Consider the following 14,629-nt stretch of genomic DNA (forward strand, 5'->3'; position numbering starts at 1 on the left):
CCCATGACACTGAGCATCCGCAACCAGTTCCCCGGCACCGTCACCGAGGTCCACCCGGGCGAGGTCATGGCGCTCGTCAAGGTGCGGCTGGCCGGCGGCCAGGAGCTCACGGCCGCCATCACCCTGGAGGCCGCCGAGCAGCTCGGCCTCGCCCCCGGCTCACCCGTCCGCGCGCTGGTGAAGTCGACCGAGGTCTCCCTGTCCTCGGGACGGATCGAGGGCGTGTCGATCCGCAACCAGCTCCCGGGCGCGATCACCCGGCTCGACCTGGGCGAGGTGATGGCCTCGGTGAAGGTCGCCGTGGCCGGGGGCGAGCTCACCGCCGTGATCACCAAGGACGCGGTCGAGGAACTCGGCCTCTTCGTGAGCTCCGACGTGGTCGCCCTGATCAAGGCGACCGAGGTGTCGCTGGCCGTGGACTGAGGAGCGCGCACACGCGGAAAAGCCCCGCCCGGTCGACCGGGCGGGGCTCGTCCACGGGACTCGCTCAGTCCTCGTAGGCGTCCAGCGGCGGGCAGGAGCACACCAGGTTGCGGTCGCCGAAGGCCTGGTCGATGCGGCGCACCGGCGGCCAGTACTTGTCGGCGACCGAGACGCCGGCCGGGAAGACGGCCTCCTCGCGGGTGTAGGCGTGCTGCCAGTCCGCGCCGAGCGCCCGCGCGGTGTGCGGCGCGTTGCGCAGCGGGTTGTCCTCCGTCGGCCACTCGCCCGCGCCGACCTTCTCGATCTCCGCGCGGATGGCGATCATCGCGTCGCAGAACCGGTCCAGCTCCGCCAGGTCCTCGGACTCGGTCGGCTCGATCATCAGCGTGCCGGCCACCGGGAAGGACATGGTCGGCGCGTGGAAGCCGTAGTCGATGAGCCGCTTGGCGACGTCGTCCACGCTCACGCCGGTCGCCTTGGTCAGCGGGCGCAGGTCGATGATGCACTCGTGCGCGACGAGGCCGCCGGGGCCGTTGTAGAGCACCGGGTAGTGCGGCTCGAGGCGCTTGGCGACGTAGTTGGCGGAGAGCACGGCCACCTGGGTGGCGCGCTTGAGTCCCTCGCCGCCCATCAGGCGGACGTAGGCCCACGAGATCGGCAGGATGCCCGCGCTGCCCCACGGCGCGGCGGAGACCGGGCCCACGCCGGTCTCGGGGCCGGCCGCCGGCTGCAGCGGGTGGTTCGGCAGGTACGGGGCCAGGTGCGACCGGACGGCCACCGGGCCGACGCCCGGGCCGCCGCCGCCGTGCGGGATGCAGAACGTCTTGTGCAGGTTCAGGTGCGAGACGTCACCGCCGAAGTGACCGGGCTTGGCGAGGCCGACCAGCGCGTTGAGGTTGGCGCCGTCGACGTACACCTGGCCGCCGGCGTCGTGGACCTGGGCGCAGATGTCGGCGACGTGCTCCTCGAACACACCGTGCGTGGACGGGTAGGTGATCATCAGCACGGCCAGCTCGTCGCGGTGCTGCTCGATCTTGGTCCGCAGGTCGGCCACGTCGATCTCGCCGTCCTCGGCGGTCTTCACGACGACGACCTTCATGCCGGCCATCACGGCGCTGGCCGCGTTGGTGCCGTGCGCGGAGGAGGGGATGAGGCAGACGGTGCGCTGCTCGTCGCCGTTGGCGCGGTGGTAGCCGCGCACGGCCAGCAGACCGGCCAGCTCGCCCTGCGAACCGGCGTTCGGCTGGAGCGAGACCTTGTCGTAGCCGGTGACCTCGGCGAGCCGGTCCTCCAGCTCGTGGATGAGCGTGAGGTAGCCCTCGGCCTGCTCGGCGGGCGCGAACGGGTGCAGCTGGCCGAACTCGGGCCAGGTGACCGGCTCCATCTCGGTGGTCGCGTTGAGCTTCATGGTGCAGGAGCCCAGCGGGATCATGCCGCGGTCGAGCGCGTAGTCGCGGTCGGCGAGCCGGCGCAGGTAGCGCAGCATCGCGGTCTCGGAGCGGTGCTCGTGGAAGACCGGGTGGGTGAGGTAGTCGTCGGTGCGCAGCAGGGCCTCGGGCAGGGCCTCGCCGGCCGCCGCGTCCAGAGCCTCGATGTCGCCGTCGACGCCGAAAGCGGTGAAGACGGCCTGCACCTGGGCGCGGACGGTGGTCTCGTCACAGGCGAGGGAGACGAGGTCGGCGTCGACGAGCCGCAGGTTCACGCCGCCCGCCCGGGCGGCGGCCACGACCTCGGCGGCCCGGCCGGGCACGCGCGCGGTGACGGTGTCGAAGTAGGCGCCGTGGACGATCTCGACGCCGCCCGCCTTCAGGCCCTCGGCGAGGATCGTGGCGTAGCGGTGGGTGCGGCGGGCGATGGTCCGCAGGCCCTCGGGGCCGTGGTAGACGGCGTACATGCCGGCCATCACGGCGAGCAGCACCTGAGCGGTGCAGATGTTGCTGGTGGCCTTCTCGCGGCGGATGTGCTGCTCGCGGGTCTGCAGCGCCAGGCGGTAGGCCTTGTGACCGTCGGCGTCGACGGACACGCCGACGAGACGGCCGGGCAGGCTGCGCGCGAACTTCTCGTGCACCGCCATGTAGCCGGCGTGCGGGCCGCCGAAGCCCATCGGCACGCCGAAGCGCTGGGTCGTGCCGATGGCGATGTCGGCGCCCAGCTCGCCCGGCGAGGTCAGCAGGGTGAGTGCGAGCAGGTCGGCGGCGACGGTGACGAGGGCGCCCAGCCCGTGCGCCTGGTCGATGACCGGCTTGATGTCGCGGACGGCGCCGGAGGCCCCCGGGTACTGGAGCAGAACGCCGTTGATCTCGCGCTCGGCGATCTCGGCCGGGATGCCGTCGGAGAGGTCGGCGACGACGACCTCGACGCCGGTCGGCTCGGCGCGCGTCTCGATGACGGCGATGGTCTGCGGCAGGGCGTCCGCGTCGATCAGGAACAGGCCCTTCTTGTTCCGGCCCATCCGCCGGGACAGCGCCATGGCCTCGGCGGCGGCCGTGCCCTCGTCCAGGAGGGAGGCGCCGGACGTGGGCAGCCCGGTGAGCTCGGCGACCATGGTCTGGAAGTTCAGCAGGGCCTCCAGACGGCCCTGGGAGATCTCCGGCTGGTACGGCGTGTAGGCCGTGTACCAGGCCGGGTTCTCCATGACGTTGCGCAGGATGACCGGCGGGGTGAAGGTGCCGTGGTAGCCGAGGCCGATCATGGAGCCGAGGACCTGGTTGCGGTCGGCGAGCGAGCGCAGCTCGGCGAGCACCTCGGCCTCGGTGCGGGCGCCCGGCAGGTCCAGGGCGTCGGCGTTCTTGATCACGTCCGGGACCGCGGCGGCGGTCAGCTCGTCGAGCGAGCCGTAGCCGACGTGCGCGAGCATCTTGGCCCGCGCCTCCGGGTCGGGCCCGATGTGGCGCTGCTCGAAGGGGATGCCCGCTTCGAGCTCGGAGAGCGGCGTGCGATGGGCGGTCATTGCGGAGGCCTCCTGGTCTGACGCGACCTTCGAGGGGCACCCCGGTACGGATACCCCGACGGCCTCCCCCTCTGTCATCTCGACCTGAGAGCTTCACCGGCCACCCGAGGGACGCCGGCTTTCACCGTCGGTGAGGGCGGACACCGTCGACGTCCGCCCTGCTTTCCAGAGTGACCTCGTCCGTGCGGTACGTGAGCCTGAGAGATTCCGGGGAGGATTTGCTCCTTCGGCGCCTCCGACGTGGTCGGAGGACTCTCCCGCACGGGGTCAGCAGCCGCTGTCAGCCTACCAGCGAGGTCAACGCCCGGGCCCTCGAGTGGCCGCCTCACTGATTGTGCTCTTTCGTAGTGCTTACGGATGAGTTGCGACCACGTGGAGGGAGAGTGACGGTGCAGACCGACATCGATCCGCGCAACCTGATCGGCCGCAAGGCGTTCGACCGCAATGGCACCAAGATCGGCACCATTGACGAGGTGTACCTCGACGACGCCACCGGCGTGCCCGAGTGGGCGGCCGTACGCACCGGTCTCTTCTCCCGGGACGCCTTCGTCCCGCTGGAGCCCAGCGAGATCGTCGAGGGCGCCCTGCGGGTCCCCTTCGACCGGGCGCTCATCAAGGACGCGCCCGACTTCGGCGTGGGCCGCCACCTCTCCCCCGAACAGGAACTGCAGCTCTACCACCACTACGGCCTCGACGTGGCGGCTCCCTCCCCGCTCGCGGACCGCGACTTCGGCAAGGTGGCGGGCACGGAGGAGCCCTGAGCCACGCCCGCGGGCCCCGCCGTGCCACACCGTCCCTACGGATCGGCGTCCACGGCATCCGGCACGGGCGACGCCGGGCCGTCACCCGGCGCACGCGGCCGCGGCCCCGCGTCCGGCACCAGCGGGAGCGGGTCCGCCGGCTCCAGTTCGGGATCCTCGACCCCGAACGTCCGCACCCGCCCCGGCCGGGACAGGGGCGTCTCGAAACGCACGGTCACCCGGCCGAGGCCGCTGCCCTGCACCCAGCCGTGGCCCCACGCGGCGTGCCATACGTCCTGCCCGGCCCGCCACTGCCGTTCGGCGGGCTCCGGCTGCTCCGGGACGGGGCCGGCCGCGGCCTCCTCCGGCGCCTCGGCCGTCATGGACGGCTGCGCGGCCTGGGCGAACAGGTCCTCCTGGGTGTAGTCGGCCAGTCCGGTGACGCCCACGCCGAGCAGCCGCACGCCGCCCGTGGTGTCCACGGAGTCCAGCAGCCGCTCGGCCGCCTCCCGGATCACCGCGGGGTCGTCGGTGGGTCCCCTGAGCGTCTCGGAGCGGGTCAGCGTGGAGAAGTCGTACCTGCGGACCTTCAGCACGATGGTCCGCCCCGACAGCCCGGCCCCGCGCAGCCGGCCCACGCACCGGTCGGCGAGCCGCCGCACCTCGAGACCGACCCGCAGCCGGTCGTGGATGTCCACGTCGTAGGTGTCCTCGACCGACACCGACTTGGCCTCCCGCTCGGCGACCACCGGCCGGTCGTCGCGGGCCAGCGCCATCGCGTACAGCGCGTGCCCGTGCGCCTTGCCGAGCAGCCGCACGAGTTCGTCCTCGCCCGCCTCGGCCAGTTCCTCGACCGTGGTGATCCCGGCCCGCCGCAGATGGTCCCCGGTGGCCGGTCCCACCCCGGGCAGGGTCCGCACCGTCATGGGGCCGAGCAGCGCACGCTCGGTGCCGGGTTCGACGAGGACGAGCCCGTCGGGTTTGGCCTCCTCCGAGGCGATCTTGGCGAGCATCTTGGACGCGGCGAGCCCGACCGAGCCGGTGAGCCCGGTGACCGCCCGTATGTCGGCGCGCAGCCTGGTCCCCACCCGCCGCGCCGACTCCGCGTCCCAGGCCGCCTCCCGGGCCTCGAGGTCGACGAAGGCCTCGTCCAGGCTCAGCGGCTCCACCAGCGGCGACAGCTCCCGCAGCAGCGCCATCACCTGCTCGCTCACGGACCGGTAGAGACCGAAGCGCGGCACCAGGTACGCGGCGTTCGGGGCCAGCCGGCGCGCCTGCGCCATCGGCATCGCCGAGTGCACCCCGAAGACCCGCGCCTCGTAGGAGGCGGTGGCCACCACACCGCGCGGTCCGAGTCCGCCCACGACCACGGCCTTGCCCCGCAGACTCGGCTTGGACGCCTGCTCCACCGAGGCGTAGAAGGCATCCATGTCGAGATGCAGGATCGTGGGCGCGTTTCTCACGTCTCCGATGCTGCACCACACCACTGACAACGCGGGCGCACGGCCCGCGGGGCCCGGTGCGGGGTGCTCAGACGGCCCGGTTGCGCCGCCGCGCCAGCTCGTCCGCCGGGTTGTGCCCGACCAGGGTCTCGCCCGTGTCGACCCGCTCCCCGTGGAGCTGGGAGAGCGCGCTCTCCACGTCCCGCCAGACCACGCCGACGGCGATCCCGAAGACGCCCTGGCCGCCCTGGAGCAGGGCGTGCACCTCGTCGGGCGAGGTGCACTCGTACACCGTGGCGCCGTCGCTCATCAGGGTCATCCGCTCCAGGTCGCAGAAGCCGCGTTCCCGCAGGTGCTGCACGGCGGTGCGGATGTTCTGCAGCGAGACCCCGGTGTCCAGGAACCGCTTGACGATCTTGAGGACGACCACGTCCCGGAAGCTGTAGAGGCGCTGGGTGCCCGACCCGTGAGCGGGCCGCACGCTCGGCTCGACGAGTCCGGTGCGGGCCCAGTAGTCGAGTTGCCGGTAGGTGATGCCGGCGGCCGCGCAGGCCGTGGGCCCCCGGTAGCCGATCTCCTCGGACGCCATGGACGCCGCCCCTCCGCCGTTCGGCACCGCCGTCGGCCGCTGTGGGGGGTGGCCGACCGCGCCACCGGGATATGCGTACTGACCGCCGGAAAGCGGCTGTGAGCTCTGGGAAGGGTACGGACCGCTCTCCCCGAAACCGCGTCCGGGGGCACCCCCAGCCGTACCGTCGCCGCTCGTTCTCACGCCGACCTCCGTCCTTGAACCGCCTTCTCGACGGTAGGCAGTCACCAGGGGTGCGTCAACGATCGCCACACTCGCCACGCCGGGTGATAATCACCCTAAGAGTGGTTTCCCGTGCCCCACCGCGGGGAAAGGCTAGCCGAATGCTCTCGCGGAGAGCCGCATGACGCTCTGGATGGCCGGTGGCAATTGCCCGGGCGCCGGGGCCGCCCGCAGGCCGCCGCCCCGGGCCGTCGGACCCGCCTCGCCTCACTGGCTGCTGGTGCCGAAGTCCTCCGGTGAGATCTGGTCGAGGAACTCGCGGAACTTCTCCACCTCGTCCTCCTGCTCGTCCGGGATCGCGATGCCGGCGTCGTCCAGCACCGTGTCACTGCCGTAGATCGGCGTCCCGGTGCGCAGGGCCAGCGCTATGGCGTCGGAGGGACGGGCGGACACCTCGACCCCGCTCGCGAAGACCAGCTCCGCGTAGAAGACGCCCTCACGCAGATCCGTGATGCGTACTTCGGTCAGCTCCTGGCCGACGGCCTCCAGCACGTCCTTGAAAAGGTCGTGGGTCAGCGGTCGCGCGGGGGCCATGCCCTGCTGGGCGAAGGCGATCGCCGTCGCCTCCCCCGGCCCGATCCAGATGGGGAGGTAACGGTCGCCCCCCACTTCGCGCAGGAGCACGATCGGTTGGTTGGAGGGCATTTCGACCCGGACACCTACGACATCGAGCTCGTTCACACAGCAACCCTAGGCCGTGCTCGGGACCTTTGGGTAGTCGGGCCGGGAACAGGTGCCCGATCCGGCCGCCGGCGCGTCCCGCCGTTCAGGGCATACGGACGCCGAGGGCGGTCTGCACCAGCGCCGCGTGCAGCCGCATGGTGAGCGCCGCCAGCTCCTTGGCACGGGCCTCGGCGTGCGCCCTGGTCTGCGGGTTGCGGTGGCGCTTCAGCGGGGCCACCACCTGGTCCACCAGGCCCGCCTCCCGGTCGGCGGCGGCCTTCATCACCCGCAGGTGGCGCGGCTCGATCCCGAACCGGCCCAGCTCGGCGACGAGCGAGGCGACGGTGACGGCCGCCGCGTCGTACACCCCGTCCTCCAGGGGCACGATGAGCCCGTACGACTGCCACTCCGCGAGGTCGTCCTCACCGATGTCCGCGGCCGCCAGCAGCTCCGCCCGTCCGACCCGGGCCACGGTGGGCCGCTCGGACGGCTCCGGCGGTTCCTCCCCGGTGCGCTGGCGCCCCACCAGGGGAAGCGCCACGGCCTCGCCGCGCTCCATGGCGTCCAGGTGCTCCCGGATCACCCTCAGGGGCAGGTAGTGGTCCCGCTGCATCCTCAGCACGTGCCCGAGGCGGTCCACGTCCTCGGGACTGAACTTGCGGTACCCCGAAGGAGTCCGCTGCGGCTCGATGAGCCCCTCCGACTCCAGGAAGCGGATCTTGGAAATGGTGACTTCGGGGAACTCGTCACGCAGCAGGTTCAGCACCGTGCCGATGCTCATCAGCCGGTCCGTGGCGGCGGCACCGCTTCGGGTGCCGCCGCTCGGTGTGTGAAGCATGGACCTTCCCTGGGTTCCCCCGGACGGAGTCCAGGGGTGTCAGATGCCCTGCCGGCTCGCGTAGAAGACCAGCCGGTACTTGCCGATCTGCACCTCGTCGCCGTTCGACAGAGGCACCTGGTCGATCCGCTCGCGGTTGACGTACGTGCCGTTCAGGCTGCCCACGTCGGCCACCGTGAACGCGCCGTCCGGGGAGCGCCGGAACTCCACGTGCCGGCGGGAGACCGTGACGTCGTCCAGGAAGATGTCGCTCTGCGGGTGCCGGCCGGCCGTGGTCAGGTCGCTGTCCAGCAGGAAGCGGCTGCCCGAGTTCGGTCCCCGGCGCACCACCAGCAGCGCCGAGCCCAGCGGCAGCGCGTCGACCGCGGCCTGCGCCTCGGGCGAGAGCATCGGCACCTGCGTCTGCCCGGTCACCTCGGCGTCGTAGGCCTCGATGCCCGAGATGGAGATCGTGGACGTGGTCTCCGAGGCACGCTCCGGCGTCAGACCGGGGCGCAGCGGCGCCCCGCAGTTGGAGCAGAAGCGGGCGTTCTCCGCGTTGCGGTTACCGCACCTCGTACACACCAGGACGGACATGGACGGATCCTCCTGCCGCGGCTGCCCCGCGGGGGCGTTCGACGCATAGGGGTCGGAGGCAAACCCTCCACCCGCACTTGAGGTTGACGGTTGCCCGAAACCTATGCCGCCGGACTGGGCAGGGTCAACAGACGCCGCGCCCTGGCCTCCGGAAATGTCACCGCCCGGACCAGCGACCTGGTCACGGAACAGCGGGCGCTGGCCCTCTGCGTCAGGCTGTGCGCGATGGCGAGCGGTCGCGTTGTCGCCGCCCTCTCGCGCGCTCTTGCCGAACAACTTCGCAAACAACTTCACGGGCGATTCCCCTTGACCGAAACAGACCCGCCCGTGGGGCAGGACGAACCCTGATTGCCTACACCGGTCGACCCGGACATCATCACAACGTCCGTATCCACCGCACAGTTTCCACCACACGCCACTTCTTCGGTGCGCCGACCCCCCGCAACCTCATGCCCCTGCCGGACGCCCCCATGCCCCGCCGGTTCACCGGGAGGACGACCGAGCGTAGTCAGGCTGCTTCACCTGCCGCAAGGCGTCCACGACGATCTTGTCCGACCGTTCGACGGTCGCCGTGGCCTGCTCCTTCTCCAGCGTCTGCACCACGCCTCCGGGAATGTTCAGAGCCGGTTCCAGATCCTGCGACTTGCCGATGACCTGGAAACGATACGGTGCGTTGATCTTGTGCCCGTCGACGCTCACGGTCTTGCCGGAGTCGGTGAAGTAGGTGCTCGCGACCACGCGCACGCCGTTGACCTGGATCGCCTCCGCGCCGGCCGCGCGCAGCTCCTGGATCGCGTCGAGCAGCATGTCCGCCTTGACCGTCCCCTTCGTGTCCTCGACCGTCATGGTGATGCCGGGACCCTGCGCCGCCACGGTGCCCGCCAGGATGCCGAGTTGCTTCTCCTTCTCGGCCGTCTGCTTGCGCGCCTCCGCGGCCTGGTCGGAGCTGCTCTGCAGCTCCTGGCGCTGTTTCTCGAGTCCCTGCTTCTCGTCCTCAAGACGCTGAGTACGGTCGTCCAGTTCATCGAGGATGCGAACGAGATCTTCCTGACGTGCCCCGCGCAGCGCGCTGTCGCTGTCGCTGTTCGACGCCACCTGCACGGCCAGCCCGAATCCGAGGCCGAACAGCAGGACGGCGACGATGAGTTGGGCCCGGGTGACGCGCGGCGGCCACACTCCGTTGATGAGGCGCTGCCGGCCGGTGAGCGGCGGTTCGCCGACCTCGGCGGGCGTCCGCCCCGGCTCGACGGGCGTCCGCCGAGGCTCGACGGGGGCCGGAGCCGCAGGGGCGGCCGGAGCCGGCACCTCGTCGGGCAGTTCCTTGCGCAGCCTGTTCTCCGGCTGCTCGTCCTGGTTGTTCATCGCCTCAAGCCCGGAAGACGTGCCGTCGGATCGCCGCGGCGTTGGAGAAGATGCGGATGCCGAGGACGACCACGACACCGGTGGACAACTGCGCCCCCACGCCCAGCTTGTCGCCCAGGAAGACGATCAGCGCGGCCACGACCACGTTGGACAGGAAGGACACCACGAAGACCTTGTCGTCGAAGATGCCGTCGAGCATGGCCCGCAGACCGCCGAACACGGCGTCCAGCGCCGCCACGACGGCGATCGGCAGATAAGGCTCGACGACCGCCGGAACCTCCGGCCGGACCAACAGGCCGGCCACGACTCCCACGATGAGGCCCAGTACGGCGATCACGATGTGCCCTTCTCAGTCTTGTCGTCGTTCGGCTGTGCTGTGCGTACGATCACACTCGGTGCGGAGGGCAGGCTGACGTCCCCCTCGGTGGAGATGGTGGCGCGGATGCCGAAGTTCTCCTCCAGGGCGTGCAGATAGAGCCCGTCGGCGCTGTCCTGGAACCTGGTGCTCAGCCGCTGCCCGTCCCCCACCGCCAGCACCGTGTACGGCGGCACCAGCGGCCTGTTGTCGACCAGTATCGCGTCACCCGCGGCCCGGATCGCGGAGAGGGCCGTCAGCCGCTGCCCGTTGATGGAGACGGCCTCGGCCCCGGAGGCCCACAGCCCGTTCACCACCCGCTGCATGTCCCGGTCGCGCACCCGGCCGGTGTCGGAGAAGCCCGAGGTCTCGCGCGGGTTGGAGCCGTCGCCGCCGGCGCTGGCCTCCTTGGCGTCGTTCACCACGAGTTTGACGCCGGGGCCGCGCACCGCGGTCGCGCCCGACAGCACGCCCACGAGGTCCGCCTCGGATCCGCCGCCGCTGTGGCGCAGCGCCGCCCGCCGGCGCGTGTCCACGTCGTCGCGCAGCTTGTCCACGTCGCTCTCGAGCCGGTCCGCGTCCGCGGTCTCCCGCTCTATGCGGTCGATCAGCTCCTGGCGCTCCTTGGCCACCACGGGCGCCGCGATCCGTGCCTGCGCCGCTCCCACGGTGACCACGAGCGCCGCGAGGACCAGACCCGCCGCCAGGCCGAGCTTCGCTCTGAGCGTCTTCGGCAGCCCCCCGGCCTCACCCTGCGCCGCCCGCCGGGCGGCGGCCTCGGCGTAGCCGTCGTCGAGGCTGTGGTCCATGACGTTGGTGATCAACGACATGGACGCGTCCGGGCGCGACGACCGCCGGGGGCTGCTCCGAACGGGGGATTGCTGCGGCATGCCGCACATCGTCGCATGTCGCGAGCCGTACCTCCGAACGGCCCCACGCGCGTGCCGGACAGGCCCCGTCGGTCAGGCCTGTCCGGCACGCGCGTGTGCGGCGGTTTCCGCCGCCCGGTCCCGCCGGTCCTACCGCCCGGCGCTGTCCACCACGGCCGACCACTCGTCCAGCAGGGCCTGCGCGGAGGCGTCGTCCGGTCCCTCCGCCCACAGGTGGGTGACGGCCTCGGCCGGGTCTGGCAGCACCATCACCCAGCGCCCGTCGGTCTCCACGACCCGCACGCCGTCGGTCGTGTCGACGGAACGGTCCCCGGCCGCCTCCACGACCCGCCGCATGACGAGGCCCTTGACGGCCCACGGAGTCGCCAGGTCCCGCTTGAGCACGTGGGCCCGCGGGATCCGCGCGTCGATCTGGCTCAGCGTGAGCTGTGTACGGGCCACCAGCCCGATCAGCCGCACGAAGGCCGCCGTGCCGTCGTAGACGCTGCTGAACTCGGGGACGATGAACCCGCCCTTGCCGTCACCGCCGAAGATGGTGCCCTCTTCGCGCCCCACGCGCGTGAGGTCGTCGGGGGAAGTGGTGGTCCACTCGACCTGGGTGCCGTGGTAGGCGGCCACCTGCTCGGCGATCCTGGTCGTGGTCACCGGCAGCGCCACCCGGCCGCTGCGCCGCTCCGACGCCACCAGGTCCAGCATCACGAGCAGCGCCCGGTCGTCCTCGATGATCCGGCCCTTCTCGTCCACGAGCGACAGCCGCTCGCCGACCGGGTCGAACCGCACGCCGAAGGCGGCCCTGGAGGACGCCACGATCTCACCGAGGCGGACCAGGCCCTTGCGCCGCATCTCCTCGGTCTCCGTGGGCCGGGACTCGTCGAGGCCGGGGTTGATCGTCAGCGAGTCCACACCGAGCTTGCCGAGGAGGCTCGGCAGCACGAGACCGGCGCTGCCGTTGGACGCGTCCACGACGACCTTGAGGCCCGATTCCGCTATCCCCGTGATGTCGACGTTCCGCAGCAGCGACCCGGTGTACGAGTCGTAGACGCTGGCCGGGAAGTACAGGTCGCCGATCTCGCCCGGGAACGCCCGGCGGTACTCCTGCCGCGCGAACACGCGGTCCAGCTTGCGCTGGCCGCCCTGCGACAGGTCCGCGCCCTGTCCGTCGAAGAACATGATGTCGACGGAGTCCGGCACGCCCGGCGAGGTCCGGATCATGATGCCGCCGGCGCTGCCGCGCGCCGTCTGCTGCCGGGCCACGGGCAGCGGCACGTTCTCCAGGTCCCGGACGTCGATGGCACTGGCCTGCAGCGCGGAGATCACCGCGCGCTTGAGCGCACGCGCGCCACGGGAGTGGTCACGGGCCGTGGTGACGGTGGAACCCTTCTTCAACGTGGTCGCGTAGGCGCCGGCGATCCGCACGGCCAGCTCCGGAGTGATCTCCACGTTGAGGATGCCGGAGACGCCACGGGCGCCGAAGAGGTTGGCCTGTCCTCTGGACTCCCAGATCACCGAGGTGTTGACGAAGGCGCCGGCCTCGATGGTCTTGAACGGGTAGACCCGCACGTTGCCCTGGACGATCGATTCCTCACCGATCAGGCACTCGTCGCCGATGACGGCGCCGTCCTCGATCCGGGCGGCCCGCATGATGTCGGTGTTCTTGCCGACGACGCAGCCGCGCAGATTGCTGTGCTGGCCGACGTACACATTGTCGTGGACGACGGCCCGGTGCAGGAAGGCACCGCTCTTGACGACGACGTTGGACCCGACGACGGTGTGCTCGCGGATCTCCGCGCCGGCCTCCACCTTGGCGTAGTCGCCGATGTAGAGGGGTCCGCGGAGCACCGCGTCGGGATGCACCTCGGCCCCTTCGGCCACCCAGACGCCCGGGGAGATCTCGAAGCCGTCGATGTCGACGTTGACCTTGCCCTCGAGGACGTCGGCCTGCGCCTTGACGTAGCTCTCGTGGGTGCCGACGTCCTCCCAGTAGCCCTCGGCGACATAGCCGTAGATCGGCTTGCCTTCCTTCATCAGCTGCGGGAAGACGTCACCGGACCAGTCGACGGACACATCGGCCTCGACGTAGTCGAAGACCTCGGGCTCCATGACGTAGATGCCCGTGTTCACCGTGTCGGAGAAGACCTGCCCCCAGGTCGGCTTCTCGAGGAAACGCTCGACCTTGCCTTCCTCGTCGACGATCGTGATGCCGAACTCCAGCGGATTGGGCACCCGGGTCAGACAAACGGTGACCAGTGCGCCCTTCTCCTTGTGGAAATTGATCAGGTCCGTGAGGTCGAAGTCCGTCAGGGCGTCACCGGAGATGACCAGGAAGGCGTCGTCCTTCAGCGCCTCTTCGGCGTTCTTGACGCTTCCGGCGGTACCGAGCGGCTTCTCCTCGTTGGCATATGTGAGCTCCATTCCGAGCTCGTCGCCGTCGCCGAAGTAGTTCTTGACGAGCGATGCCAGGAACTGCACGGTGACGACGGTCTCGTTCAGCCCATGCCTTTTGAGCAGCCTCAGCACGTGCTCCATGATCGGGCGGTTGGCCACGGGCAGGAGCGGCTTGGGCATGCTTGAGGTCATAGGGCGAAGGCGCGTGCCTTCGCCACCGGCCATCACGACGGCCTTCATGTCGGAAGCGTCCTCCTAAAGAGACGACGGTCTAGCCGACTTCACCCGTCAAGATTGTCCCGCAGAATCGCACGGCGGGCCAACGGACCACTTTGTCCGGACAATCAGCGAGCTCAATCGGCCGTGGCGTCCGCGCGGACGAGGCGGCGGACTTGTACCACGTAGAGCACTCCTGCCCACCAATAGAGGGTTGTACCCCATCCCGCGAACGCCCATCCGAAAACTGCGGCCAGTGACGCGATCCATCCGTTTCCGTCACTGAGCAGCAGGAGGGGGAAGGCATACATAAGGTTGAACGTGGCGGCCTTGCCCAGGAAGTTCACCTGGGGCGGCGGATAGCCGTGGCGCCGGAGGATGCCGACCATCACCAGGAGGACGAGCTCTCGCGCGAGGAGGAGGGCCGTCAGCCACAGGGGCAGGATCTCGCGCCAGGTGAGGCCCAGCAGCGTCGAGAGGACGTACAGGCGGTCGGCCGCGGGGTCGAGCAGCCGGCCGAGGTTGCTGATCTGGTTCCAGCGCCTGGCGAGCTTGCCGTCGAGGTAGTCGCTGATCCCGCTCAGTGCCAGCACGAGGAGGGCCCAGCCGTCGCTCTTGGGGCCGCCGAACTCCGGCCTGAGGATGAGCCACAGGAAGAGCGGCACGCCGGCGAGCCGGGCCATGCTGAGGATGTTGGGGATGGTGAGGACCCGGTCCGTCTGGACACGGGTCTCCTGGACCTCCACCCGGGGGCCTCCTGTGCTGTAAGGAGCGAAACGATGCTCCACGACCCTACCCCAACGCAAAAAAGCTCCGGCCCCTGGGCAGTGCCCAAGAGCCGGAGCTGTAAAAGGAGTTCGGCGGCGTCCTACTCTCCCACAGGGTCCCCCCTGCAGTACCATCGGCGCTGTGAGGCTTAGCTTCCGGGTTCGGAATGTAACCGGGCGTTTCCCTCACGCTATGACCACCGAAACACTA

At 70.6% G+C, this 14,629-nt stretch carries 13 protein-coding genes, 1 rRNA gene and 1 riboswitch; of the genes, 2 read left to right on the forward strand and 12 right to left on the reverse strand.

Translation table 11 applies throughout. The annotated features are described in order from the left end of the window. Positions 1–3: 3 nt before the first annotated feature. The gene (locus TNCT1_RS06890; RefSeq protein ID WP_143629347.1) at positions 4–423 is read left to right on the forward strand and encodes a molybdopterin-binding protein; all 420 of its coding nucleotides are present in this window, start codon (positions 4–6) and stop codon (positions 421–423) included. A gap of 64 nt (positions 424–487) precedes the next feature. On the opposite strand, the gene gcvP is transcribed toward TNCT1_RS06890, so the two are convergent. Continuing rightward, entirely contained in the window at positions 488–3,373 is a 2,886-nt protein-coding gene (gene gcvP, locus TNCT1_RS06895; RefSeq protein WP_143629349.1) for an aminomethyl-transferring glycine dehydrogenase, read from the reverse strand. 175 nt (positions 3,374–3,548) lie between these two features. Then, a riboswitch (glycine riboswitch) is annotated at positions 3,549–3,643 on the reverse strand. A 119-nt stretch (positions 3,644–3,762) separates the two neighbouring features. On the opposite strand from gcvP, the gene TNCT1_RS06900 reads away from it, so the two are divergent. Then, entirely contained in the window at positions 3,763–4,134 is a 372-nt protein-coding gene (locus TNCT1_RS06900; protein ID WP_174266177.1) for a PRC-barrel domain-containing protein, read from the forward strand. Between the two features lie 35 nt (positions 4,135–4,169). Here TNCT1_RS06900 and TNCT1_RS06905 read toward each other — a convergent pair whose 3' ends face one another. The 11 genes from TNCT1_RS06905 to rrf all read right to left on the reverse strand — a co-directional run bounded on the left by TNCT1_RS06905 (position 4,170) and on the right by rrf (position 14,623). Then, a complete protein-coding gene (locus tag TNCT1_RS06905; protein WP_174266178.1) occupies positions 4,170–5,576 on the reverse strand; it encodes a DNA polymerase IV in 1,407 nt (468 codons plus the stop codon). A gap of 67 nt (positions 5,577–5,643) precedes the next feature. Further along, a complete protein-coding gene (locus tag TNCT1_RS06910; protein WP_143629353.1) occupies positions 5,644–6,327 on the reverse strand; it encodes a MerR family transcriptional regulator in 684 nt (227 codons plus the stop codon). Positions 6,328–6,573: 246 nt separating this feature from the next. Beyond that, on the reverse strand, positions 6,574–7,047 hold the full coding sequence (locus tag TNCT1_RS06915; protein ID WP_026253112.1) for a bifunctional nuclease family protein: 474 nt from the start codon (positions 7,045–7,047) through the stop codon (positions 6,574–6,576). Between the two features lie 85 nt (positions 7,048–7,132). Beyond that, positions 7,133–7,867: a MerR family transcriptional regulator gene (locus tag TNCT1_RS06920; protein ID WP_143629355.1), complete on the reverse strand. Its 735-nt coding sequence runs from the start codon at positions 7,865–7,867 to the stop codon at positions 7,133–7,135. A 39-nt stretch (positions 7,868–7,906) separates the two neighbouring features. After that, positions 7,907–8,737: an FHA domain-containing protein gene (locus TNCT1_RS06925; RefSeq protein ID WP_216856591.1), complete on the reverse strand. Its 831-nt coding sequence runs from the start codon at positions 8,735–8,737 to the stop codon at positions 7,907–7,909. 189 nt (positions 8,738–8,926) lie between these two features. After that, positions 8,927–9,805 carry a DUF881 domain-containing protein gene (locus TNCT1_RS06930; protein ID WP_143629357.1) on the reverse strand — a complete coding sequence of 293 codons (879 nt, stop codon included), beginning with the start codon at positions 9,803–9,805 and terminating at the stop codon, positions 8,927–8,929. Between the two features lie 4 nt (positions 9,806–9,809). Then, positions 9,810–10,142, reverse strand: coding sequence for a small basic family protein (locus TNCT1_RS06935; RefSeq protein WP_006134295.1), 333 nt, complete (start codon positions 10,140–10,142; stop codon positions 9,810–9,812). Then, the gene (locus tag TNCT1_RS06940) at positions 10,139–11,059 is read right to left on the reverse strand and encodes a DUF881 domain-containing protein (RefSeq protein WP_143629359.1); all 921 of its coding nucleotides are present in this window, start codon (positions 11,057–11,059) and stop codon (positions 10,139–10,141) included. The genes TNCT1_RS06935 and TNCT1_RS06940 overlap by 4 nt, the downstream gene beginning before the upstream one ends. Before the next feature lie 120 nt (positions 11,060–11,179). Beyond that, on the reverse strand, positions 11,180–13,675 hold the full coding sequence (locus TNCT1_RS06945) for a mannose-1-phosphate guanyltransferase (protein WP_143629361.1): 2,496 nt from the start codon (positions 13,673–13,675) through the stop codon (positions 11,180–11,182). Between the two features lie 113 nt (positions 13,676–13,788). Continuing rightward, positions 13,789–14,397, reverse strand: coding sequence for a CDP-alcohol phosphatidyltransferase family protein (locus TNCT1_RS06950; RefSeq protein ID WP_143629363.1), 609 nt, complete (start codon positions 14,395–14,397; stop codon positions 13,789–13,791). Between the two features lie 109 nt (positions 14,398–14,506). Next, a 5S ribosomal RNA gene (gene rrf, locus TNCT1_RS06955) occupies positions 14,507–14,623 on the reverse strand. Positions 14,624–14,629: the final 6 nt, after the last annotated feature.

This window comes from Streptomyces sp. 1-11, from assembly GCF_007176755.1.
Lineage (GTDB): Bacteria > Actinomycetota > Actinomycetes > Streptomycetales > Streptomycetaceae > Streptomyces.